Below are 24,014 nucleotides of genomic sequence, written 5' to 3' on the forward strand. Positions count from 1 at the left end.
ACTTGTAAATATTAATTAAACAAAAATTACTTTTTGTTGTAACGTGAGCGGAATTTATCGATACGACCTGCAGTATCCACCAGTTTCATTTTACCGGTATAGAACGGGTGCGAAGTATGAGAAATCTCTAATTTAACCAATGGATATTCGTTACCATCTTCCCATTTAACGGTTTCGCGGGTATCGATGCAAGATTTAGTGATAAAAGAGTAGTCGTTTGACATATCTTTAAATACAACTAACCTATAGTTTGATGGATGCAGATCTTTTTTCATTATATTATATAAACTTACCTTCTGTACTTTACTTAAAAGAGGTGCAAATGTAATAATAAAAGTGAAAACTGGAAAAGCAAATTAAAAATATTATCTGAATCAGAATTTACAAAATTTTAGGATTAACATAATACTAACCGCAACATGCCTAATTAAACTTAAGCATCTATAAAACACGCTTTTCAATTCTATAAATTCTCAAATTCTGTAAATTCTGATTCAGACAGCCATTTCCTGGCACAACTCAACCAACACCCCATTAGCACTTTTAGGGTGCACGAAGCAAACCAGTTTATTATCCGCGCCTTGCTTAGGCTTATCATTCAATAAAACAAAGCCTTCAGCTTTTAACCGTTTCATTTCAGCTTCAATATCATCTACCTCAAAAGCTACATGATGAATCCCTTCCCCTTTTTTAGCTATAAACTTAGCTATAGCGCTATCGTCATTCAACGCCTGGAGCAATTCAATCTTATTTGGTCCGCTCTGCAAAAAAGCGGTAATCACATGTTCGCTCTCTACAATTTCGGTTTTATATACCGGTGTGTTCAGCAGTTTAGCGTAAATCTTGCCTGCCAACTTAACACTGTTAACTGCAATGCCAATGTGCTCCACTTTGTTCATGTCCAAATATTGTAAATTATTGGTCAGCTTTGGTTATTTGCGAAGGAATTTAGCTGAATTTCAATAAAAACTTGCGTATCTTTGTTTTGTTAATATATTTCAAAAGGACTATGAATATCCCAATTTATTTAGATAACAATGCAACTACACCTATGGACCCAAGGGTACTGGAGGCTATGTTACCATATTTTAACGAAAAATTTGGTAATGCAGCAAGCCGTAACCATGCGTTTGGCTGGGTTGCAGAGGAGGCGGTTGATTACGCACGCGAACAGGTTGCCAAATTGATAGGCGCATCTGAAAAAGAGATCATCTTTACCTCTGGTGCTACAGAATCAGATAACCTTGCTATTAAAGGGGTGTTTGAAATGTACAAAGACAAAGGTAACCACATTATAACTGCCGTTACAGAGCATAAAGCGGTGCTTGATGCCTGCAAACACGTAGAAAAACTGGGCGGTAAAGTAACCTACCTGCCCGTTAAGGAAGATGGCCTTATTGACCTTGCTGAGCTTGAAGCAGCAATGACGCCTGAAACCATCCTGGTATCTATCATGTATGGCAACAACGAAATTGGCGTTATCCAGCCAATTAAAGAAATTTCGGCCATTGCCCACAAACATGGTGCATTATTTATGACCGATGCTGTACAAGCCGTTGGTAAGATCCCTGTTGATGTAAATGCTGATGGCATCGACTTATTAGCATTATCAGCACACAAAATATATGGCCCTAAAGGTGTTGGTGCATTATATGTTCGCCGTAAAGGCCCAAGGGTTAAAGTTACCGCCCAAATGGATGGCGGCGGTCACGAACGCGGTATGCGTTCAGGTACCCTTAACGTACCAGGTATTGTTGGTTTAGGTAAAGCCTGCGAACTTTGCGGCCAGGAAATGGAAAGCGAAGCAAAACGCCTGTCAGCTTTACGCGATAAACTGCAATCAGCTTTAACTGTATTGGAAGAAAGCTATGTAAACGGTAACGTTGAACACCGCTTACCACATGTTGCTAACATTTCATTTAAATATGTTGAGGGCGAAGGTTTGATGATGGCAATGAAAGATCTGGCTGTATCATCTGGTTCGGCTTGTACCTCTGCTTCATTGGAGCCATCATACGTATTGAAAAGCTTAGGCCTGTCTGATGATCTGGCACACTCTTCTATCCGTTTCGGCTTAGGTCGTTTCACTACCGAAGAAGAAGTTGATTACGCAATTGAAGTAACCAAAAAATCGGTTACCCACCTGCGCGACCTTTCACCACTTTGGGAAATGTTTAAAGAAGGTATCGACCTTAACTCAATTGAGTGGGCAGAACATTAATTTAATTTCGGGTTTGGGACTTTCGATTTCGGATTTTTCATTTCAGATACAAAAAATAAATATTACGAGTTTAAATTATTCAATAATTCACTAACTCACTAATTCAATAATTAAAAGACAATGGCATATTCAGATAAAGTAATCGATCACTACACTAACCCCCGCAATGTGGGCACTTTGGATAAAAGCAGCCACAAAGTAGGTACCGGCTTAGTTGGTGCACCTGAGTGCGGCGACGTAATGCGCCTGCAGATCCAGGTTGATGATAACAATGTTATCACCGATGCAAAATTTAAAACTTTCGGTTGCGGTTCGGCAATCGCTTCTTCATCATTGGCTACAGAGTGGCTTAAAGGCAAAAGCATTGATGATGCTATGAAAATAGACAACATGGATATCGTTGAAGAGCTTGCCCTTCCGCCGGTAAAAATTCACTGCTCTGTATTGGCCGAAGATGCTATCAAAGCAGCGATCAATGATTTCCGCGTAAAAAATGGCTTAGCGCCAATTGAAAGCGAAAAAGTACATCACTAAGAAGATGTGAGATATTAGATGTGAGATTTGAGACTCATATCTGATTTGTATACGTATAATTGATTTGATGATTTGCGGTGTGACTTGGTCTCATATCTCAAATCTCATATCTCAAATCTAAAAAAATGGTAACTGTAACTGATAAAGCAAAAAGCAAAATAGAACACCTGATGCAGGATGCAGGGCTTGATGCCTCGTACTTTCTGCGTGTATCTGTTCAGGGCGGTGGTTGCTCGGGCTTATCATACAATCTTGATTTTGATAACGAAGAGAAAAAAGGCGATCAGTTTTTTGAAGACCAGGGAGTCCGCATGGCACTTGATATGAAATCATTCCTGTACCTTGCCGGTACCGAGCTTGATTTTTCTGACGGCCTTAACGGTAAGGGCTTCAATTTCCACAACCCTAACGCCAGCCGTACCTGCGGCTGCGGCGAAAGTTTTTCGGTATAAATTCAACCTTAAAATAATTGAAAAGAGGCGCGATGAGCGCCTCTTTTTGTTATATACTGCCGCGGGCTTCCAGCCCGTGGTTAAATATAGCTTCAGCTTTCAGCTGAATTCACTAAAACATATCCTCTGCTTTAACATCATCGGGTACAACCTGTTCCACACTCCAGTGTTCTGCAATTTTACCCTTAGCCACCCTGAATATCTCATAAAATACAAACGTTTTCTCCCCTTTGCAAAACTGAGATTGAACTACCACGAAGTCACCTTCAGCAATGAGCCTATGAATTTTAACAGATCGATCAGGCTCCGAAAGATAGCCTGCTAATCCCACGCCTGACGCGATTACAGAAGCATCATGCTCAACATAAACAGTATCAATAAACTGATGAGCAGATCGCTTATTGACGATTGCTTTGTAAAATTGATCGACAATAACCCTGCTATCTTCTGCAGACGCATTATGATCAATTTCAGTTGTGCCATTGGTAGCAGTTATGGTTTTCCCGCTTTCATCAGGCAGGGGCTGGATAGCATCCCAGTGCTCTGTCAACATACCGTCCTTTAACTTAAACAGGTCGATCACAGCCATCCGCCTCCCCATAAACTGAACATCAAGATGGGTCACTACTAAGTCGCCATCCTGTATTGCCCTTACAATTGGCGATTTCGCACTTTCGGGAGGCGACGGTAAAGCTTTCAGGTAATTGACCATTTCGGCTATGCCTACCCTACCCTGTTTAACAGCAGGGCTATGTTGTTTATAATCTTCAACTATAAATTGGGGGATCAGCTCGGTTTTACGCTGTCCTACTATCTGCTTATAAAAAGACAGCACTCTTTGTTTATTGGTTATGGTGTCCATACTGGTATGTGATTTTGCGGCCCGGGCAGAGCATATTAAAATGCAGCAAGCGCCCAATGCCAATAGTCGCGTAATTTTCATTACCGGTTAAATAAAATTGATTGGAAATTTTCAGACAATACTAAACACTGCCGCGAAAGCAGCGTGTCACCAAGCCTGTGTTAACAGGCCGGGCCTTTAGGCGACCCTTGTTTTATATGTGGAGATGGTAATTATGACGTGAAGATAGGGAAAGTTTGAAATATCAGGCTACCGAAGTTTAAAACTGCGTTATTCTTCACTCGTTATTTTGCAAAATAGATTTAGATTTGTTCCCATATCCGATTATATAAATGAGTAAAAATACCGAGCTTTCAACTGTTCCGAGTTTCATTCGCAATACCGTTGCCAAAATCCATCCTTTAGATCATACTTTCCTGATTCATAAAGTTAAAGACACCTGGGTGGAGATCAGCTACGGTGAAGCCTTAGAAAAAATAGACGCTATTTCGGCCTGGTTCCTGCATATTGGTATCAGAAAAGGCGACAGACTGTCGCTGATCATCGAAAACGGTCCCAATTATGTTTATTATGATCAGGCGCTACAACAAATTGGCGCGGTTAATACCTCGATATATCCAACTCTAACGGAAAACGAGATCGAATATATCCTGAATGATTCGGGCGCTCGTACTATCATTTGCGGCAACCCATTCCTGTTCAGGAAAGTTTTAAAGGTGGCAAACAACTGTCCGGAGCTGATCCGTCTGATCCCGGCATTTGATGATTTTGAAAAATTCAGCGATAAGATAAGCTTAAACGCCGGTGTCATTGGTTTTGACCAGGTAATTGCCGAAGGCCGCGAATTGGTTGAACAATATCGCCACGCTATTAACGCGGCCCGTGAGGCCATTTTAACAACGGATACTTCATGCCTTATTTATACATCGGGCACCACAGGCGTACCTAAAGGGGTGGTGTTAACGCATCATAACCTTACACAAAACACCATCAATAGTTTAATCCAGATCCCCTTTGTTGAAAAAACCGACAGATTTTTATCATTCCTGCCGTTATCGCATGTATTTGAGCGCACCATTTACCATATAGCCATTTACCGGGGATCACAAATAGCTTTCGCCCAAAGTTTGGAGCTGCTGGCCAAAAACATGGGCGAGGTTAAACCTACTATACTTTGCTGCGTACCCCGGTTACTTGAACGCATCCACGACAAAGCCATCAAAAGCGGCACATCGGCAGGCGGTATTAAAACCAGGATCTTTCTGTGGGCATTTGAGATCGGTAAAAAAGTACGCCTGGTGCAGGAAGCCGGCAAATCGCCAAATGTTATTCTAAAAGCACAACACGGCATTGCCGAAAAACTGGTATTCAGCAAGATCAAGGAAAAAACCGGCGGACAGCTGAAATTCATGGTATCGGGAGGCGGAGCACTGCCTAAAAACATTGGTGAATTTTTTGGCGACCTGGGCATTGTAATTTTAGAAGGTTTTGGCTTAACCGAAACATCACCCGTAATGGCGGTTACAGAGCGCCATAGGGTGATTTATGGCACCGTTGGCCGTATTATTCCCGGTATTGAAGTGGCTATCCAGAATGTGGATACCAAACATATCTACAGCATACAAACACACGATAACTTTAAAGAAGATACCCTTACCGAAGAAGGCGAGATTATCGTTCGCGGGCATTGCGTAATGAAAGGCTACTGGAACAAGCCCGAAGAAACCGCCACCGTTATTGATTCGCACGGCTGGTTCCATACCGGCGATATCGGCAGGTTTTTCCGCGGCAACCTTCAAATTACTGATCGTCTCAAAAATATGCTGGTGAACGCTTACGGTAAAAATATCTACCCTACTCCGGTAGAGAATACCTACCTCAAAAGCCCTAAAATTGAACAGGTATTTTTAGTGGGCGATAAACGTGAATATATTGCTGCCATTATTGTGCCTGCACGCGAGACCCTGCAGGAAACTTTTAACCTCCAAAATGATTTCTTCGAACGCTCTGAAGTATTCATTGATGATAAAGAAATAGTTGACTGGATAGGCGCCGACATCAGGAAATACAGCAATGAGCTGGCTAAGTTTGAGCGCATCAAATCATTCAAGATAAAACGTAACCCTTTCAGCATGGATGAGGGCGAGATCACCCCTACCATGAAAGCCAAACGCAAGGTCATCGAAAAGAAATACGCATCCGATATTGATGAACTGTACGTTGGGGAGACGGAGGAAGATTAGTTTTTGGGATTACACCGATTAAGAATTGATTACACTGATTCCGGTGTCGATTAGATTATTTTTGATTAATAACCTTAAATGCTGTTGACTCAAATCTGCGGCATCCTTGTTTTCATCAATTTAATCAGTGAGGACAATAAAAATCGGTGAAATCAAAAATCAATCAGTGTAATCCAAAAAAACAAAAATCGGTGTAATCTCAAAAAAACAATCGGTGTAATCCCAAAAAATACTAAATTTGTTAGCATGAAGCGATCCGGCAGTGCTGATTTACCTTTACATTATGGCTATGTACCACAATGGCTTGCTGAGCGAATGGCTAAGCTTGGCCTTGCTGTGGTAGAAACCATTGTGATGGACTATGGCAAAGATGAGGTGCTTCGCCGGCTAAGTGATCCTTTTTGGTTTCAGAGTTTGGGCGCTGTTATGGGGATGGACTGGCATTCATCAGGCATAACTACTTCTGTCATGGGCGCTTTAAAAAAGTCCATTAACCCTCACAGCCGCGAATTGGGCATTTATATCTGCGGCGGTAAAGGAAAACATTCTACTCAAACACCTGCCGAACTGGTTAAGGTTGGCCAAACCACCGGACTGGATGCAAATTACCTGGTAAAATGCAGCAAGCTGAGCGCCAAAGTTGATAATACCGCCATACAGGATGGCTTCCAGCTTTACACGCATAATTTTATTTTGAGCGATACCGGCAAATGGGCCGTGGTGCAGCAAGGTATGAGCGATGTAAGCCGTACAGCTCGCAGATACCACTGGCATTCCGAACAGTTAAGCTCATTTGTTAACGACCCGCATACTTTTATCTATGGTAAGAACAGCGGCTATATCCTGAACATGACAGATAAAGGAGCTGATGGCTCGCGCAATGGTGTTATGCAGATTGCCGCCGAAAACCCGGGCATCATGATCAACGAGATCAGTAAACTGGTGATGCCCAGCCATCATGAAGTACATGCCAAAGATGTCGACCTGAAACGCCTTGGTGCCGTACTTTGGCTGGCTCATGAAAAACAACCCAAAGATTTTGAAGACCTGCTATTGCTGCAAGGCTTAGGGCCCCGCACCTTACAGTCGCTGGCCCTGGTAAGTGAAGTGATCCATGGCACACCATCCAGGTTTAAAGACCCGGCGAGGTTTTCCTTTGCACATGGCGGCAAAGATGGCGCCCCGTTCCCGGTGCCTACCAAAGTTTATGACGAAACCTTAAACACCCTGCAAACGGCTATTCAAAAAGCAAAAATGGGCAACAGCGATAAAAATGAAGCTATCAAACGCCTTTCCCAAATAGCCGAAAGGGCCGAAAAAGATTTCACGCCCAATGCCAACTTTGATAAAGTTATTGAAAAGGAACGTAACAGCTCGTGGAAATATGGGGGCCGTACCGTTTTTGGCAAAGCCAAACCACCTGTTGAGCAACAATTAAAGTTATTTTAATGTACTGCTAATCAGCTTTGCAGTATCTAAATGAGCCTGTAAACCAGGTAACATCTTATTTGCAAAATCGGCAAGGCTTGTATTTCTCCGGTCTTTCCCTGCTGTTTTGTACAAAGCTATTTGTTCAGTATGATCGTTTATAACCAATCGGATGTAGGCCCTGTCAAACGCGCCGGCGCGTTTTGTATCCAAATCATTAATGAGTTGTTGATGCATAGGGCTAATAACAACCGAATCGGCAATGAAATTATCGGTCCTTAATTTTTTGAAATCATCTGCCAGCATGGTATGGTCATCAATCATGAGCTTGGCAAACTGAATAACGCGTTGATTTTTTGAGTTCGCGATTGCCAAACCAGATGCTTTTACAGAGGCGAGGGTTGATTCTTCCCCGCTTTTAATGAACAATAAACCGTTATCATCAACCAGGGCCTTGTTATAATTATTGGCATGCCGGTTACTTTGACATGATTGTGCCATCACTAAAGCAAACAGGAATAATAAAAAGCTTGTTAATCGGCTCATGTTAATAGTTTAGTGTTTCAATATAACAAAAAAAAGTCGCTGTGGTTTTTTATCCTTATTCCAGCTAAACCCAGAATCTAATCATCGCTTAAAACATCTTGTTCACAAGCACTTAAGCTAAATATTTTTACCGCCGATGACGGCCGCAAAAAGAAACGGATTGTCAGTTTAAACATACACATGGGTTATAAAAAACACACTTGTATTTATAGTTAATCTTTTTTATATTTAGATTAACTCGCTTAACAGCTGCGGTTATAAAAGTGTTAGAAATACAACCAATTTTAATTCATGATTATAATCAACTCAGCATTAAGGAGTTGAATTTTATAACCTTAACAATCCTGACAAAACAGGAGCTGCTTTGTAAATATTTAACTACAAACCAACAAAGGGGCATCAATGTTGAGGCAATTAAAGTGAACAACTAAACAAAACCTTTACACTATGACCAGTACTGAAAAAATCACCTGTTATTGCTTTAATAAAGATTGCGCTAACTCCATATATAACGATGCCACCTGCTTATCGATACAAGTACCACTTGAGGTTGCGTTATCACGTACCTTGAATTGCATTGAATGCGGTAACGAACTTTTGTCCCCGTTACTTATCGAAATCAAAAAAGACATACTCAATCTTATTAAAGACGATCAGCACCGTTCGGTTGCTATCATTGATGATGACATTATTTTTCATGAAACGGTTAAAATCATATTGAAAGATAATTGGTTAAATGCAAGTTTTTATATGGATCCTGAGCCTGTTTACAAAGCGTTATATAACAACCCGGATAAACATGCGGAAATACCCAACATTATTTTTCTTGACCTCGATATGCCGGTAATGGATGGATGGGAATTTTTAAAATTATTCAACAACATCTACAGCAAATTGGTAAAACCGGTTTCGGTTTATATTATTTCAAACTCTGTTGACCCTGCCGATCAGAAACGGGCCAAGGCATACCCCTTTGTTAAAAGCTTTATATCAAAACCATTAACAAGGCATTTTTTGGGTAAGATAAATGAAGAACTTTCAAGAAATGCAATTACTCTTGAACAAAAACCGGCACCTAACTGGCAGCAATAAACGGTTAACCAGGATATAAAGAGGGGACATTCAAGTTCCCTTTTGTGTTTGTGTAATTACATAAAAGCCGGGCTTAAGCTTTACCTTTGCAAAATGGACTATTTTAAAAAGCTGCTCAGTTTACTACAAACTGAGCAGGACGAAGACCGCCAGGCTTACCTCAAACTAACTGAAACATCTTCAACTGCCGAACGCCGGGCAGCAGGGCTTACATGGTACCCCATAGCCATAAAAAGCACAGAAATAGGCCGCGGCGATTACCTTACGGTTGAGGTGGAACGACCTTCTTACCAGGACCTTAGCCATCAGTTCAGGTTTGGCGCTTCGGCTGCATTGTTCTCCAACCATGACCCTAAAACCGATCGTGTAAACGGCACAGTATCATACCAGGGCGGTAACCGGCTAAAATTAACCTTGAACACCGACGAACTTCCCGACTGGACGAGGAACGGCAAGCTTGGCATCGACCTGCTGTTTGATGATAACAGTTATGACGAGATGCAGAAGGCGCTCAAACTATCTGCCAGGCTTGTTGATGATCATAAAGAAGGGCACCTCACCCGGGTGTTAACCGGGCAAAGTACGCCGGCTTTTATCCCCGAAACAATTCATTACCCGCTAAATGGTTTAAATACTTCACAACTGCAAGCTGTTCAAAAAATAATTGAGGCACAGGAGCTTGCCGTAGTTCACGGCCCTCCGGGCACCGGTAAAACCACTACGCTTGTACAGGCTATCAAGGCACTTATCAGGCAAAACAAACAACAGATCCTTGTTGTAGCGCCAAGTAATACAGCGGTTGATTTGCTAAGCGAAAAGCTGAGCAATGAAGGCCTGAATGTACTGCGTATAGGTAACCCGGCGAGAGTATCCGAAAGGCTGATGGCCTTAACCTTAGATAGCAGGATAAGTGCCCATAGCGATATGAAGGAGATTAAAAAGCTTAAAAAGCAAGCTTCCGAGTACAAGAACATGGCGCACAAATACAAGCGCAATTTTGGCAAAGCCGAACGCGACCAGCGCAAGGCGCTTTTTGATGCAGCGCACCAGCTTATTAAAGAAGTGGATAAAACCGAACAATTTATTACGGAGGACCTGCTTGCTAAAGCACAGATAATTACGGCAACCCTTGTAGGCGCCAACCATTATACCATCCGCAATTTAAAATTCCATACGGTAGTTATTGACGAAGCCGGTCAGGCGCTTGAACCCGCCTGCTGGATCCCAATATCGAAGGCGCAAAAAGTGATCTTTGCCGGCGATCATTTGCAGCTCCCGCCAACCATTAAATCGCAACAGGCCGCCAAAGATGGCCTTAGCTCTACCCTGCTCGAAAAATGTGTTGCCCTCCACCCCGAATCGGTAATATTACTTGAAGAACAGTATCGTATGAATGAAGCTATCATGGGTTTTTCATCAAAAGAGTTTTATGGCAATAGGTTAAAGGCACACTCCACCGTCGCCCATCAACTGTTATTCCCGGGGGATGTTCCGCTTAGCTTTGTTGATACCGCAGGTTGTGGCTTTGATGAAAAACAAGAAGGTACAAGTACGACGAATCCTGAAGAGGCCGCATTCCTGTTCAAACACCTTCATAAGCTGGTTAGCGAACTCACAGGGGCTTATTCAACAGAAAACTTCCCAACTATAGCAATTATTTCTCCATACAAGGAACAGATCAGGATTTTAAACCAATTGCTACTGGATTCACCGGAGTTGCTGATTTATGCTGATAAAATTGCAGTCAATACCATTGACAGTTTCCAGGGACAGGAACGCGACGTGGTTTATATCAGCCTTACGCGCAGCAATACCAACGGAGAAATAGGCTTCCTGAACGATATCCGCCGCATGAACGTGGCCATGACCCGCGCCCGTAAAAAACTGGTAATGATCGGCGATAGTTCAACCCTGGCATTTTCGGCTTTTTATGCGGACATGATCAGTTATGCAGAACAATTAAACGGTTATCAAAGCGCTTGGGATTATGCAGGCTACGATTAAACGTCAATTGTTTGTTACATAAGCTTTAGCCCCATTCCAGCGTAGGATAATGGTTAAATTTATCCTTTCATCATTATCCACGCCTGTATGAATTTTAAAGCACACTATTTAACAAAACTCATCACGCTCGCAAGCTTTTTTATCTTTTTAGGGCAAACAAACAAAGTATCGGCCCAGGTCACTACCGATGATCCGCATCTGGGCATTATCCCTGCTCCTGCTTCCATTACCAAAAATACCGGCACGTTTACATTTAGCCAGCGTACAGCAATCAAGGCTGATAATCCGAAAGATAAAGCTGTTTTATGGCTAAAAAGCTATCTGCAGGATACCCGGCACCTGAATATTAAAGTAGCTAAATACAATTCAAAGCTTAAAGCCGCAAAAAGCAGGGGGCTGATTTTAACTGCAAAGGGAGCCAATAAATTGCCCGCAGAAGGTTATAAACTAACCATTACCCCACGTAATATCATCATAGTTGGTAAGGATGCAGGTCTGTTTTACGGTATCCAAACTTTGTTGCAACTTTTCCCGGTTGAAAACGCTGCCGCTTACAAATTGCCTTGCGCGATAGTTGAAGATTCGCCTCGTTTTGGATACCGGGGAATGATGCTGGACGTATCGCGTCATTTCTTCACGATTCCGCAGGTAAAAAAGGTGATCGAGCTTATCGCCGCTTACAAACTCAACACCTTTCACTGGCATTTGGTTGATGGCCAGGGATGGCGTATCGAAATCAAAAAATATCCCAAACTTACGCAGGTGGGTGCATTCCGTCAGCAAACCATGTTTGGCAGCAACCGCGACTGGCCCGACTCGCTTAGCTACGGCGGCTTCTATACGCAGGAACAGATCAAAGATGTGGTAAAATTTGCAGCCGACCGGTATATCAACGTTATCCCCGAAATTGAAATGCCGGCCCACTCCGAGGCAGCTTTACGTGCTTACCCTGAATTTAAATGCGATACCGTTGCTGGCCAGAAAGCCCCCCGCGATATTAACAATCTATACTGCCCTACCGAGCAAACTTTTACCTTTTTACAGGATGTACTTACAGAAGTTATGACGCTATTCCCAAGCAAATACATCCACGTTGGTGGCGACGAAGCCGGCAAGGAACCATGGAAACAATCGGCATTTTGCCAGGCTTTGATGAAGGAAAAAGGCCTGAAAGATGAAAAAGAACTGCAAAGCTATTTTATCCAAAGGATAGAAAAATTTATCAATTCTAAAGGCCGCAGCATTATAGGCTGGGATGAGATATTAGAAGGTGGTCTTGCCCCCAACGCCACCGTTATGAGCTGGCAGGGCGAGGAAGGCGGCATTAATGCCGCCCGTCAAAAACATAATGTGATCATGACACCGCAAACCACCGGTAATTACTTTGACCACTACCAAAGCAGTTCGCCGCAGGAGCCGGTTTCATTTGGCCGTTACGCTACTTTAGAAGAAACATACAATTATGATCCTGTTTCAAAGCAGCTTACCCCCGACGAACAGCAATATGTAATAGGCACCCAGGGCAACCTGTGGACAGAGTATGTGCCTACCGTAGCCAAACTTCAATACCAGATCATACCGAGGGTATTCGCCCTTTCAGAAGTAGCCTGGAGCAAGCCGGAGAACAAGGACTATACCAATTTTTCCGAAGTAAGGCTGGCCAAACACTTTGCAAGATTAGACGCCATGAACTACAATTACCGTGTGCCAACCGCGTTAACTACTATTGATACCATGGTTATAGGCCCTCATTTTGTTTACACACTAAAATCGGTGGTACCCGGCGCTAAGATTTATTATACATTAAACGGCCGTGACCCGTTGGATACCGATCTGCAGTATGACGGGCCTATCACGTTCTCCATTCCGCAAAACGAAAAACGTGAATTGAGAACAAGGGTGATTACGCCTTCGGGTCGCCGCAGCATAGCCACACGCACTTTAATGTATAATAAAACACTGATGCCTGCTGTAAATTACACAGTCAATATGCCAGGGCTTAAATATAAATGGGCAAAAAACACGTTCACTTCGCCCGATCAGCTTAATTACGTTACCGCACAGGATTCATCAGCAACCAATAAACCGGATGCCGAGCTTTTGAAAAAAGGCAACCCGAATTTTGGAGTAGTTTATGACGGTTACGTGAATATATTGGCCGATGGTACTTATAACTTTACCCTTGCAAGTTATGCCGCCAGTCAATTGTTTATTGATGGCGTACAGCTAACAGAAGCTGAATACGCGTTGCCGCTGGCAAAAGGTTTTCATCAAATAAAGGTAAAGTATATATACAACGCGCCGCCGCCGCCAACCGGCAGGTACAGGCAACGTGCAGCACCACTTAAAGTATATGTTACCGCACCCGGAAGTTTTGAAAAGAAGGAGCTTAACGCAGCCGATCTTTATTATTGATACATGGAATTAGGTATTAGCACCTTTGGTGAGATCCACCCCGACGGAACGAGCGGCAACGCCGTAAATGCCCATAAGCGGGTTCAGGAGCTATTGGAAGAAGTAAAGCTGGCCGATGAGGTGGGCCTTGATGTATATGCCTTCGGCGAACACCACCGGCACGATTTTGTGATCTCGGCACCTGAAATATTGATATCAGCAGCAGCAGCTATTACCAAAAACATCCGGTTGTCAAGTTCGGTGACCGTATTAAGTTCGGTCGACCCTGTGCGTACATTTCAAAATTTCGCCACTGCCGACCTGGTATCTGGCGGTCGCGTGGAGATGATAGCCGGTCGGGGTTCCTTTATCGAATCTTTCCCGCTTTTCGGTTTCGACCTGGATGATTACGATGCATTATTTACCGAGAAACTCGAAATGTTTTTGCAGATCAACAAGCAGGAAATTGTTTCGTGGCAGGGCAATTTCCGGGCACCGATCAGGAACCAGGGCATATACCCTCGTCCGCTGCAGCAGGGAATTCCGGTTTGGATTGGCGTTGGAGGAACCCCTGCCTCAGCAAAACGGGCAGGAGCAATTAACCTCCCTATGATCATCGCTATTTTGGGCAGCGCACCAAAACATTTTGTACCCTTTGTTGAGCTTTATCGCGAGTCGGCAGCCAAAGCCGGGCACGATGTAAGCAAGCTCCAATTGGCCATCAGTTCGCAATTTTATATTGCAGGGACCTCACAACAAGCAGCCGACGAGTTTTATCCAAGCTACGAAGCCATCATGACCCGCGTTGGCAAAGACAGGGGCTGGTCGCCCATGACAAGGGAACAATTTGAGTACCTGCGCGATTTTGGGCCTTTGGTGGTAGGCGATCCGCAACAGGCTATTGACAAAATCATGCAGCAATATGAGCTTTTTGGCAATACCCGTTTCGTAGCCCAGTTGGTAACCGGTTTTACCAAACACAAGGATATTTTAAAAGCAATTGAACTTTACGGTACCCGGGTTGCCCCTGTTGTACGCAAAGAAACCAAGGCAAAAGCTTAAGCTTTTGCCTTGGTTAAAAATTCTTCAATAATAGCGACGGCCGGGTAATCTCCATCTCCGCGGAGATCCGTAATCTCACCTATGTAATCGCCGTGGCCTGCAGGCAAAATACAAAGCTGCGCATCGGGAAGCATGCGGTATAGCTCAAGTGTATGCTCAGGCCTGATCACGTCCTTATCCCCGGCTATAACCAGCGCGGGCATGGTGATAGAACGGATTGCATCATCGCTCCAGTCTGCAAAAGCCAGCATACGGTCACGGTCGCGGTTATGCATTATTTCCAGGGCCGCCTGATCATTGTTAATTGCAAGAAAAGCTTCCTGCAAAGGTTTGGGCATATTGTCAAGGGTAGCATTAGGCATAAAGTCCCAAAACCAGGAGTCGAAACCACTCCGTTTATAAAATGAAGAAGCGATCACAATTTTATGAACCAGTTGCGGGTGCCTGATGGCTATTTGCATAGCGGTGTTACCACCGTTGCTAAAACCCATAATATCAGCCTGTTTTATATCCAAATGTTTGAGCAAAGCCGCCACGTCATCAGCATCCTGCTCAAATGAGGTAGGCACACCCCTGTCCGGCGTACGCCCATGTGCCTGCAGGTCTACTCCTATAACCTGGTGGTTTTGTGCAAAGGCGGATAATACCCTGCCAAAAGTAACGCCGATATCCGAACCGCCGCCATGGATCAATACCAGCGGGAAGCCTTCGCCGTGAATTTCATAGTACATTTTCAGGCCGTTAACGGTGGCATAGTTACCGGCTACGTTGGTTTGCATTGTCTCCATAGATGTATGATTAATAAGTAATTGTTAATATCCCCTTTTATAAATTTCACCAACTTTATGATGGCGTTAAAATTTATTGATAACAAACTTAAACAAAAGCCGGTACCAATTAAGGGAGCAAAAATGACAATTACAGGCTTCAAAAATGCCACCCGGAGATATTTATAAATCACGTATATTTATGAACCTATCATCCCTGCAAAAAATGATAGGTTTGACCTTACACTAAAATTCTGATGAAAATTAAAGAGCTTAAAGAAAGCGATCCCTTGTACAGCGACCTGGAAGATAGAATAGACGCTATAAAACGAAAGAAAAAAATGTATTTAACATTTTACCATATTTCACAACTGATCACCTTTATAGCTGGCGGAATAATAACAGTTTTAACAGCATTAGCCAAACAACAGGAAACAAAGATCTATCAGGAACATGTACTATATATAAGTACCGGGATAACTACATTGGCAGCAATTGCAGGTTTATTTAGTTTAAAGGAGAAGGCAATGAGTTACGACATATTTTTACATAACCTGCGCCTCCTACGGAATGAAATTTGTTTTGATTATGTAGAAGGGGTATATAATAAAAACAAAACGAAGCACTTTCTGAAATTCCAGGAAATACTTAATACAAAATCTGAAATAATAGAAAACTCTTATGATTGATCATCAACACGGCGATTAATCATATAAAGCTGAATATTGCCTGCTATTGCTGCACAGCCATAGCGGTAACGGCCTGCAAATACCAGGCGGCATGAGGTAACCATTGTTCTGTCCAACGCCATTCGTTGCCGTTGTCTTTTATTTTAAAATCGATACCGCTGCCGTCCGGGTTTTCCTTTTTACCGGTGATTCCGTTGGAGATGCCGCCTTTGCCCGATCCATGGCCGAAATATGAACTCATGTAAGGCACGTTGTTTTTACCATACTGGTACATAAAGCACATTTGGTAAGGGTTACAACCCAACATCCAGGCTATCTGGTGCGATGCATACCCGGCCAGTTCTCTTTTTATGCCCCAGCCTCCTTTTTCAGGATATACTAACCGCCCGCCTACTAATGCCGCCGCTGCCAGCGAGCCCAGGCGGGCATTTTCTCCCTGCCACCACCAGCCGGTTTCATTTTCATGAGGGATAAAAAAGCCATCTTTCACAGTACCTTTAAACTTAAAAGATTGGCGGGCATAGCCAAACGGATTATCCACATTAGCGGTTACCTTCAGGTTATAATCCAGTGCTTTTTTTATAGTTGATAATGCATCAGAACGTTTATCAGCTTCTTGCTCCTTATCCAGGAACCTGCACAAAGCGATAACGGGTAAGCCGGCATCAGCTGCGTGCCAGAAAGGCCTGTCACCGTCATCAGCAATAAAATACCCTGCGGGGCTCATTCGCTTGTTCAAACTTAGCGCACGTTTTCGGGCTTCATCACGATAAAGGGAACTATCGGTAGCAATCCACAATTCGGTAGCGGCCATCAGGGCACAATAGTCGTCAATGATATTTTCCTTGCCGTCGTCATCATATTTGGTATTATTTGCCAGCAAGTGCGCGAAAGCCCGTTTGGCAGCGGCAAGATATTCTGCCGATTTAAAGTCACCGTCTTTTTTCAGTTGCGAGATTCGCGCCAACGATGCAATGGCCATTCCCCCTCCTTCGCGAAAAGCAGCCTGGTATTCATCTGTAGTAACGCTGTTTGCTTTTAGCCCTACAACACGCCTGGCTTTAGGGTCTTTATTAAAATAGCTGAATACGATCATGTAAAAATAATCATCTTTTGACAGGGCGCGCATCATGTAGTCGGCCCCCCAAAGTGCTTCATTCATCATGCCATCATAAATCCCAAGTTTATTTAACAAACCCGGCGCAGTTTGCACCGTATTGATCATTGACCAGGTTACCAACGGTATTTGCTGGGGCGACATAAAATTAGCATAAGCCAAATGCGAAAAATATTTGCTTACATCGCCCGACGCATCACACCAGCCGCCGCGCAAGTCAACTGTTTTATCGCTGCCATAAAGCTGAACGGCTGCGTCGGCCTGCAGCTCGGCTGGTGTGTTAGCCCTCTGCTTGTTATAGTAGCTCAATACCGATGGGATGGTGGTTACCGCCAATGCGTTTTCCTTAATCTGAAACCAATCTGATTGCGAGCGAAAATCTTTGGCACCAATGTAAACCCTGTATTTCCCTTCCGCTGTAAATTCCGAAAAGTCAGCCTGGTAAAAATATCCGTCCTTGTCCCATTCCTCAACCTTTAACGGGCCGTTTAATGGAGCAATATATACAGCATTACCATTTGAGTTTTGTAACGCGAAAAGTATACCCGGCACAAGTTTGGTGTCGCAACGCACAACAACAGTTTTTGCTCCCCGGGCATCATACCCTACCTGGTTCATGTAAAAAACAGGATTCGCTTTGCACAGACAGCAAAACAGCGAAAAAAAAGCTGACAGGATAATTTGGCGAACAAATGAATTCATGTAAATGCAGTTTAATGATCAATGCAATTTACAGCATTAATAAACCAACAGTTAGTAACCCTGGCCTAAAAAGCGACAACCATACCCCTAATTTACCACTACAATTTATCCAAAAAACTCTTTATAATTTAATTGGGGTACTAAAACAAACTATAACATGCTGCCTGTTTACCCGTTTTATTTAGGTAACTTTGAAACTTATAAAAATTGGCCGTTACATTAAGCTGATTTATTGAGAACTATTAATGACGGGAGGTGTAACAACCTCTTTAACCCGATAACCGAAGCCCTTGTATAAATACTTTACGAGGGCTTTCGCTTTTACAAACACTATTATGGACGAAAGAAATTATTTAAGCACGTGGCAAAAGTACATGCCTGTAATACGCCTGCACTTGAAAAGAAGTCTGCAAGACGAGCAGCAGTTTAAGTTAAATATAACTGATTTTGAAGCGGCCGGCAGCAAGGGGAAATCCGGTTATACCTTTAATATCAATATCGAAAACGGCAAGGTCACCAACAACATCAGCGGATCGGCAGTGGCGCGCGATTTGTACGAACTCCTTAAAGCCGATGAAGCTGTTAAAGCGATTTTAAAGGATAAAAATGTAAAGATAAGCGTTGGCAAATCGTTTGTCCTCAGTATTAAAACTACGCACTTATCTTCGTACAGATAATAATATCCGGAAGTAACTTTAAAAAGGAAATAACCTGTCAGGGGGTTATTTCCTTTTTTTATGAGATGATTTTTTGCTTTTACCTGAAGAAGAAGACTTTTTTGAAGATGATGACTTCTTAGAGGACGAATGCTTTGATGAAGAAGAATGCTTTGATGAATGAGAGGTTCTTTTTGAAGACTTTCCATGTCTTCTCCTCGGGCGGTATCCTTCATCTTCTATATTCTGATCTGCCGGTCTCTCCATTTTCCTGATCTTAGGGCCAAAATCAATAGCCTCATCATGGAAAAACTTATCAAAAGGATTAAAATAATAGATGTTAGCTGCATCGTAGATCTTGATGCTTGCTTTTAAACGGTTATTGAACGCTTCTTCATCTTTGAGTTCAGGAGCAGTCCAGCCTGCTTCGGCCAAACCAGCTATGCGGGGAAATAACATAAAATCAAGGCGCTTTTCAGAACCTATCATTTCAGTCCAGACATTGGCCTGTACACCAATGATCTGCTTTGACTGCAGGTCTTCGTTATTCTGCATCTGCCTTTCAGGGAAACCATAAACACTACCTACGGTATTATACACACCTTTCCACCTGCGGCCCGAGATATGATCAGCATCCTGCACAAAGTCAAAATACATAGGCAGACGCGGACAAAGCACCACCTGGTAGCCTTTTTGTACTGCTAAATGCAGCTGGCCCGGTAAATTTTGCCTCCACCAAAAAATAATGGTTTTATCAGCCGGCAGGTTTGTTCCGGTTGCTTCATCCCAGGCCAGTACTTTATTACCTGCATTTATGGCGGTGTCGGCTACGCGCTTAAAGAAATAACGCTCCAGCTCGCCTACATCAGCAAAGTTATTCTTCTGCATAAACCCGGCTATTGAAGGGTTAAGCGACCAGGCCTTAACACCCAAAGCTACCTCATCACCTCCTAAATGGATCATTTTAGAAGGAAAAAGCGCGCTGGTTTCCTTAATGATGTTACCAAGAAACTGGTAGGTGCTATCGATTGCAGGATTAAAAGTAAAATTGGGATAGCCTTCAACGCTGCCGCCGCTAAACTGAGGATAGGCTTTGTTGGCCGCGGTAGCATGGCCCGGCATATCAATTTCGGGGATCACGGTTATAAACCTTTCGGCAGCATAAGCGATGATCTCTTTTATCTGGGTTTGGGTATAATATTGAGGATCGGCTATTGAATCACTGTAATTACCGATTCCGCCAATTAGTGTCAGCTTAGGATATTTCTTTATCTCCAAACGCCAGCCCTGGGCATCGGTTAAATGCCAGTGAAATTTATTCAGCTTATAGTAAGCCATCCAGTCAAGGATCTGCTTAACTTTTTCCATCCCGAAGAAGTGACGGGATTCGTCAAGCATTAGTCCCCGCCATTGATAGCGCGGGATATCGGCAATAGTTAAAGACGCTAAGCTGATAGTTTCGCCCCGGGGTTGGTCTTTGATCATTTGCAGCAAGGAGATCATCCCATAAAACACCCCATCACGGTTAGACGAAGAAATGGTGATTTCATTGGCAACAATTTTTAAGGAATATGCCCCCGCGGTGGGATCGCCGTTGGTTAACAACAAATGAATAACACTACCTGCGTCTTTATTATCAACGGCAAGCGTAAAACCGGCCAACAGGCTTACCTGTTTTTGGAAATAACGGGCTATTGGCAACAACGAAGCATCATTTACACCAACGGTACTGTGATTACTAAATGTAAACTGCCCTATACCATTAATAACAGACTTGGGCTGCGGGATTATATTGACATTTTGCGCCCGTAAGTATCCGGAAAACAAAATAAATACAAGTACGATCTTAAATTTCATTTAAAAAACAACTCAAATAGTTTGGGGCTGCTATGATATGAATTTTCTTTGAAAAACCGGGTAATTTGTTTGTAACAAAGTGTTTAACCCCTGTAACCGGGCAGGTTGTTATCCGTAAGGTCATGAAATCACCTGTCAATGCACTCAGGGAGTTGTATAAATTGTTTCACAATTTTTGAGATACGATTGTGAGTTTAGCTATAACAACATGTAAAGCGTTACTAAAATTACCACAGCGCGAAGAACAATCGCAAAACTGGCATTCTGGGTATTTTACAAATTACTAAATTACAGCAATTTACATCAGCACAAGTATTGCATCCTATGAACCAGGCTCGCATCAAAAGGGCGGGAAGGAATATTTCTGGCCTGTTATTCCGCAACAGATATTTCGTGATTGCTTCGGTAGTAGTTGTTGTTTTAGCAGCTTCAGTTTATTTACTTTTTTCGTCCCCTAAATACAAAGTGAGCATAGAGTTGGCCGCTTCCGGCGATTGGGAACTATTAACGACAGCAATTAACGAGTTGCGTTCTGAAATCACGGTAAAAAAAGCGATCAATGCATTGGGGCTCCAGGTAAGTTATTATCATAAGGGAACTTTTACAACAAAAGAGATTTACGGGGATTCATTACCCATTAAGCTTATACCTGGAAAGAGCAACTTCTATACTTCTCCTGTTGAAATCACCATCAATTTAATTAATGGCAGCGTTTGCAGGATTGATCAGAATAATGTACTCACAGATGTGCCTTTATACCACCCGGTTAAATACGGATCTTTACGCTATACCATAATAAAAGGGCCTGCCTTTAAACCAATACAACTACCGCTGATTGTAAAACTCACTTCCTCTGCCGATTTAACTGAACAATTTAGCAAAAGTATGCGTGCGAAAATTTTGAGCGATAGCAATTTTGAATTGAGCATAAACGCGGATAATGCTCAAAAGGGTCATGATTTTTTGAATAAACTTGTAGAAATTATTAATGCCCAATATGCCAAACCCAATTCACTCGCTAAACCGGCGGTTATTGATACCACGTTACTTCTTAAATTAAACGATAGTATAGCATACTATAAAGCAATGGCCGATAAATATCATGAACAGCAAGCCATACTGAACAACATCAAAAAGCCCAGACAAATGCCGAAGCGGAGAGCTGTTCCGGTACTGGTGACGGTGAAAACGGCACTGACGGAAAAAGAAAGAGCCGGCCTAAATGCACTTACTGCTGTTAAATCATACGCCTTGAAACCTAATGACGCTTTTGTTATCATACCGGATAATTATCAAGTTAGCGATTACCATATAGAAACACTCATACAGGACTTTAATAAAGCGCAACTCAATAAACAGCGGGTAATGCAGGATTCGGACAATGCTTATGCAAGTGTTTACGCTTTCAAGCTCGAACTCAATTCAATAAAAGAAGCACTTGTTAACAGCATAACGGCAAAGGAACAGAAAATCAGAAATGCTCATCAAATTAAAGATGTCCGTCAACTTAAGTACATTGACCAACCAAAAGATGTTGAGCAACCTCAAGATAGTGTGCAACAAAAAGATGTGGATCAACCAAAAGATTCAAAATCAATAGCATCATTTTTATCGCTGCAATTGAATGATTCTATCGCCCAAATAAACACTATAATTGAAAGTAAGCAACAACAGTATAACAGGCTGTTACATGGCTCAGGCGGGCAAGACCCCGCGCCAAGGCTCATTATAAATGAAACGTGGCACACGAGGGAATCAATGCTCTTCAAATCATTATTAGTATATTTTTTTGCGTTACTTACAGGTTTGCTGCTGCCTGTTTTATTGCTGATTATGAATGAATATATAATATCAGTTAAAAAAGGGCGGCACAATAAAATGCAGGGAAAGACATATCCCTGACATGCAAAACGGCCGATCAGGATTTCTGATCAGCCGTTTTCCGTTTTCACAGGGGTAGATAAAGCTTATTTCCAGCCGCCGCCCAGAGAGCGGTAAAGCTCTGCGTTGGCACTAAGTTGAGCCATTTTAATAGATGCTAATTCAAGCTCACCTTGCAATACATTACCTTGCGCAGTAATCACCTCAAGATAGGTAGCAAGACCGTTTTTAAACAACATGCTCGCATTGCTTGTAGCTTGTTGCAATGTTTTAACGCGGTTAGCTGCGATAGTTTGTTGCTCTTTAAGCTTTTGGAGCCTTACCAAAGCGTCAGATACCTCTCCTACTGCATTTAATACAGACTGACGGAATTGGATCACTGTTTTTTCGCGATCAACTTTGGCAACTTCATATTGGGTACGTAACTGCTTGTGTTGTAATAAAGGTTGGGCAATCCCCCCTGCTACTGTACCGAATAATGAAGCCGGGATGTTAAACCAGTTGCTCGATTTAAAGGAGTTTAACCCACCCTGACCGGTTATTGTTAACGAAGGATAAAGTTGGGCTTTAGCAATACCAACCCTCGCGTTAGCTATATTTAAAGCCAACTCCGAACTGCGTACATCTGGCCTGCGGCTCACCATTGCTGATGGTACACCCGCCGAAAGTGTTTCGGGGAAAGTAATATCATTAAGTTTAGCGCTACGTTCAATGGCGTCAGGTAACCTGCCTGCCAATATGCTCAAGCCATTCTCCTGAACATTGATATCGCGTTCAAACTGAGGAACCAATTGCGCGGCAGCTTCTAACTGGGCCTGTGCCTGTTGTACACCCAATAGAGTAACCTGACCGGCATCGTATTGCAATTTGATGATGCGCAATGTACTGTCATTCAGTTTTACGTTTTTCTTAGCTATTTCCAGTTGCTCGTCGAGCATCAGCAAGTTATAGTAACCTTGCGATACACTTGATACAATGTTGGTTTGGATAGCCCTTTTAGCTTCGTTAGTTTGCAGGTACTGGGCCAAAGCTTCACGGTTTTGGCTGCGGATTTTACCCCAGATATCTGCTTCCCATGAAAGTGAGAGGTTGGCGTTGTAATCTTCAACATGTTTTGTACCTATGTTAAACTGTTTGATGCTTAAACCCGTAACACTATTGTTAGACGGACGGTTGCTGCTTGCAGTGACATTTAAACCAACAGATGGTACATAGTTCCATTTAACTTGTTTAAACTGCAATTGCGCAGCTTCGATATTTTTAACGGCCACCTGCATATCGTAATTTTTAACGATGGCACTGTCAATCAGCTTTTGAAGAGCAGCATCGGTAAAAAAGTTTTTCCATTGCAAGTCGGCAATGCTGCTGGTATCGCCGGTGGTAACCGCGTTCCTGAAGGCTTCAGGTTGCGCGTCCTTTGGCGTAGCAACATCTTTTGAAACTTTACAGCCGGCAAGCACCACCAGTGCAAGAGCCAAACTGCCTATTATATTTTTCATTGTTATAT

20 protein-coding genes are annotated in these 24,014 nt (G+C 42.8%); 12 read left to right on the top strand and 8 right to left on the bottom strand.

The features are described from left to right. Nucleotides 1–26: 26 nt before the first annotated feature. Together MusilaSJ_RS06240 and mce are read right to left on the bottom strand one after the other, a co-directional pair. Complete coding sequence (locus tag MusilaSJ_RS06240; protein WP_090524811.1) at nt 27–275, bottom strand: type B 50S ribosomal protein L31; 249 nt, start codon at nt 273–275, stop codon at nt 27–29. A gap of 219 nt (nt 276–494) precedes the next feature. Next, nucleotides 495–899, bottom strand: coding sequence for a methylmalonyl-CoA epimerase (mce, locus tag MusilaSJ_RS06245; RefSeq protein ID WP_274989183.1), 405 nt, complete (start codon nt 897–899; stop codon nt 495–497). Nucleotides 900–1,009: 110 nt separating this feature from the next. Between mce and MusilaSJ_RS06250 the strand changes: the two genes are divergently transcribed. The 3 genes from MusilaSJ_RS06250 to MusilaSJ_RS06260 all read left to right on the top strand — a co-directional run bounded on the left by MusilaSJ_RS06250 (nt 1,010) and on the right by MusilaSJ_RS06260 (nt 3,207). After that, nucleotides 1,010–2,221 carry an IscS subfamily cysteine desulfurase gene (locus MusilaSJ_RS06250; protein WP_274989184.1) on the top strand — a complete coding sequence of 404 codons (1,212 nt, stop codon included), beginning with the start codon at nt 1,010–1,012 and terminating at the stop codon, nt 2,219–2,221. A 120-nt stretch (nt 2,222–2,341) separates the two neighbouring features. Next, nucleotides 2,342–2,755 carry a Fe-S cluster assembly scaffold IscU gene (gene iscU, locus MusilaSJ_RS06255; RefSeq protein WP_076378185.1) on the top strand — a complete coding sequence of 138 codons (414 nt, stop codon included), beginning with the start codon at nt 2,342–2,344 and terminating at the stop codon, nt 2,753–2,755. A gap of 125 nt (nt 2,756–2,880) precedes the next feature. Then, nucleotides 2,881–3,207, top strand: coding sequence for a HesB/IscA family protein (locus MusilaSJ_RS06260; RefSeq protein ID WP_090526181.1), 327 nt, complete (start codon nt 2,881–2,883; stop codon nt 3,205–3,207). 112 nt (nt 3,208–3,319) lie between these two features. On the opposite strand, the gene MusilaSJ_RS06265 is transcribed toward MusilaSJ_RS06260, so the two are convergent. Next, the gene (locus tag MusilaSJ_RS06265; RefSeq protein WP_274989185.1) at nt 3,320–4,150 is read right to left on the bottom strand and encodes a nuclear transport factor 2 family protein; all 831 of its coding nucleotides are present in this window, start codon (nt 4,148–4,150) and stop codon (nt 3,320–3,322) included. A 251-nt stretch (nt 4,151–4,401) separates the two neighbouring features. Here MusilaSJ_RS06265 and MusilaSJ_RS06270 point away from each other — a divergent pair, with 251 nt between their 5' ends. Together MusilaSJ_RS06270 and MusilaSJ_RS06275 are read left to right on the top strand one after the other, a co-directional pair. Further along, entirely contained in the window at nt 4,402–6,312 is a 1,911-nt protein-coding gene (locus tag MusilaSJ_RS06270) for an AMP-dependent synthetase/ligase (RefSeq protein WP_274989186.1), read from the top strand. Nucleotides 6,313–6,558: 246 nt separating this feature from the next. Further along, a complete protein-coding gene (locus MusilaSJ_RS06275) occupies nt 6,559–7,761 on the top strand; it encodes a DUF763 domain-containing protein (RefSeq protein ID WP_274989187.1) in 1,203 nt (400 codons plus the stop codon). Here the strand turns inward: MusilaSJ_RS06275 and MusilaSJ_RS06280 are convergent. After that, nucleotides 7,753–8,286, bottom strand: a complete 534-nt coding sequence (locus tag MusilaSJ_RS06280) for a DUF4142 domain-containing protein (protein WP_274989188.1) — start codon at nt 8,284–8,286, stop codon at nt 7,753–7,755. The two genes, MusilaSJ_RS06275 and MusilaSJ_RS06280, sit on opposite strands and share 9 nt — an antisense overlap. Nucleotides 8,287–8,733: 447 nt before the next feature. Between MusilaSJ_RS06280 and MusilaSJ_RS06285 the strand changes: the two genes are divergently transcribed. The 4 genes from MusilaSJ_RS06285 to MusilaSJ_RS06300 all read left to right on the top strand — a co-directional run bounded on the left by MusilaSJ_RS06285 (nt 8,734) and on the right by MusilaSJ_RS06300 (nt 14,838). After that, nucleotides 8,734–9,378: a response regulator gene (locus MusilaSJ_RS06285; RefSeq protein ID WP_274989189.1), complete on the top strand. Its 645-nt coding sequence runs from the start codon at nt 8,734–8,736 to the stop codon at nt 9,376–9,378. A 93-nt stretch (nt 9,379–9,471) separates the two neighbouring features. After that, nucleotides 9,472–11,382 carry an AAA domain-containing protein gene (locus MusilaSJ_RS06290; RefSeq protein WP_274989190.1) on the top strand — a complete coding sequence of 637 codons (1,911 nt, stop codon included), beginning with the start codon at nt 9,472–9,474 and terminating at the stop codon, nt 11,380–11,382. Between the two features lie 87 nt (nt 11,383–11,469). Further along, nucleotides 11,470–13,797, top strand: a complete 2,328-nt coding sequence (locus MusilaSJ_RS06295) for a family 20 glycosylhydrolase (RefSeq protein ID WP_274989191.1) — start codon at nt 11,470–11,472, stop codon at nt 13,795–13,797. A gap of 3 nt (nt 13,798–13,800) precedes the next feature. After that, nucleotides 13,801–14,838 (top strand): LLM class flavin-dependent oxidoreductase, encoded by a 1,038-nt coding sequence (locus MusilaSJ_RS06300; protein ID WP_274989192.1) that lies wholly within the window; start codon nt 13,801–13,803, stop codon nt 14,836–14,838. On the opposite strand, the gene MusilaSJ_RS06305 is transcribed toward MusilaSJ_RS06300, so the two are convergent. After that, the gene (locus MusilaSJ_RS06305; protein WP_274989193.1) at nt 14,835–15,626 is read right to left on the bottom strand and encodes an alpha/beta fold hydrolase; all 792 of its coding nucleotides are present in this window, start codon (nt 15,624–15,626) and stop codon (nt 14,835–14,837) included. The two genes, MusilaSJ_RS06300 and MusilaSJ_RS06305, sit on opposite strands and share 4 nt — an antisense overlap. Nucleotides 15,627–15,862: 236 nt before the next feature. On the opposite strand from MusilaSJ_RS06305, the gene MusilaSJ_RS06310 reads away from it, so the two are divergent. Then, a complete protein-coding gene (locus tag MusilaSJ_RS06310) occupies nt 15,863–16,294 on the top strand; it encodes an SLATT domain-containing protein (protein WP_274989194.1) in 432 nt (143 codons plus the stop codon). Nucleotides 16,295–16,337: 43 nt separating this feature from the next. On the opposite strand, the gene MusilaSJ_RS06315 is transcribed toward MusilaSJ_RS06310, so the two are convergent. Further along, the gene (locus MusilaSJ_RS06315) at nt 16,338–18,113 is read right to left on the bottom strand and encodes a glycoside hydrolase family 9 protein (protein ID WP_274989195.1); all 1,776 of its coding nucleotides are present in this window, start codon (nt 18,111–18,113) and stop codon (nt 16,338–16,340) included. Nucleotides 18,114–18,448: 335 nt separating this feature from the next. Here MusilaSJ_RS06315 and MusilaSJ_RS06320 point away from each other — a divergent pair, with 335 nt between their 5' ends. Continuing rightward, nucleotides 18,449–18,790 carry a hypothetical protein gene (locus MusilaSJ_RS06320; protein ID WP_176624006.1) on the top strand — a complete coding sequence of 114 codons (342 nt, stop codon included), beginning with the start codon at nt 18,449–18,451 and terminating at the stop codon, nt 18,788–18,790. Nucleotides 18,791–18,835: 45 nt separating this feature from the next. Here the strand turns inward: MusilaSJ_RS06320 and MusilaSJ_RS06325 are convergent, their stop codons facing one another. Next, nucleotides 18,836–20,626: a beta-N-acetylhexosaminidase gene (locus MusilaSJ_RS06325; RefSeq protein ID WP_274989196.1), complete on the bottom strand. Its 1,791-nt coding sequence runs from the start codon at nt 20,624–20,626 to the stop codon at nt 18,836–18,838. Between the two features lie 324 nt (nt 20,627–20,950). Here MusilaSJ_RS06325 and MusilaSJ_RS06330 point away from each other — a divergent pair, with 324 nt between their 5' ends. Next, entirely contained in the window at nt 20,951–22,528 is a 1,578-nt protein-coding gene (locus MusilaSJ_RS06330; protein ID WP_274989197.1) for a hypothetical protein, read from the top strand. Between the two features lie 65 nt (nt 22,529–22,593). On the opposite strand, the gene MusilaSJ_RS06335 is transcribed toward MusilaSJ_RS06330, so the two are convergent. Then, nucleotides 22,594–24,006 (bottom strand): efflux transporter outer membrane subunit, encoded by a 1,413-nt coding sequence (locus tag MusilaSJ_RS06335; protein WP_274989198.1) that lies wholly within the window; start codon nt 24,004–24,006, stop codon nt 22,594–22,596. Nucleotides 24,007–24,014 lie beyond the last annotated feature (8 nt).

The organism is Mucilaginibacter sp. SJ, from assembly GCF_028993635.1.
Taxonomy (GTDB): domain Bacteria; phylum Bacteroidota; class Bacteroidia; order Sphingobacteriales; family Sphingobacteriaceae; genus Mucilaginibacter.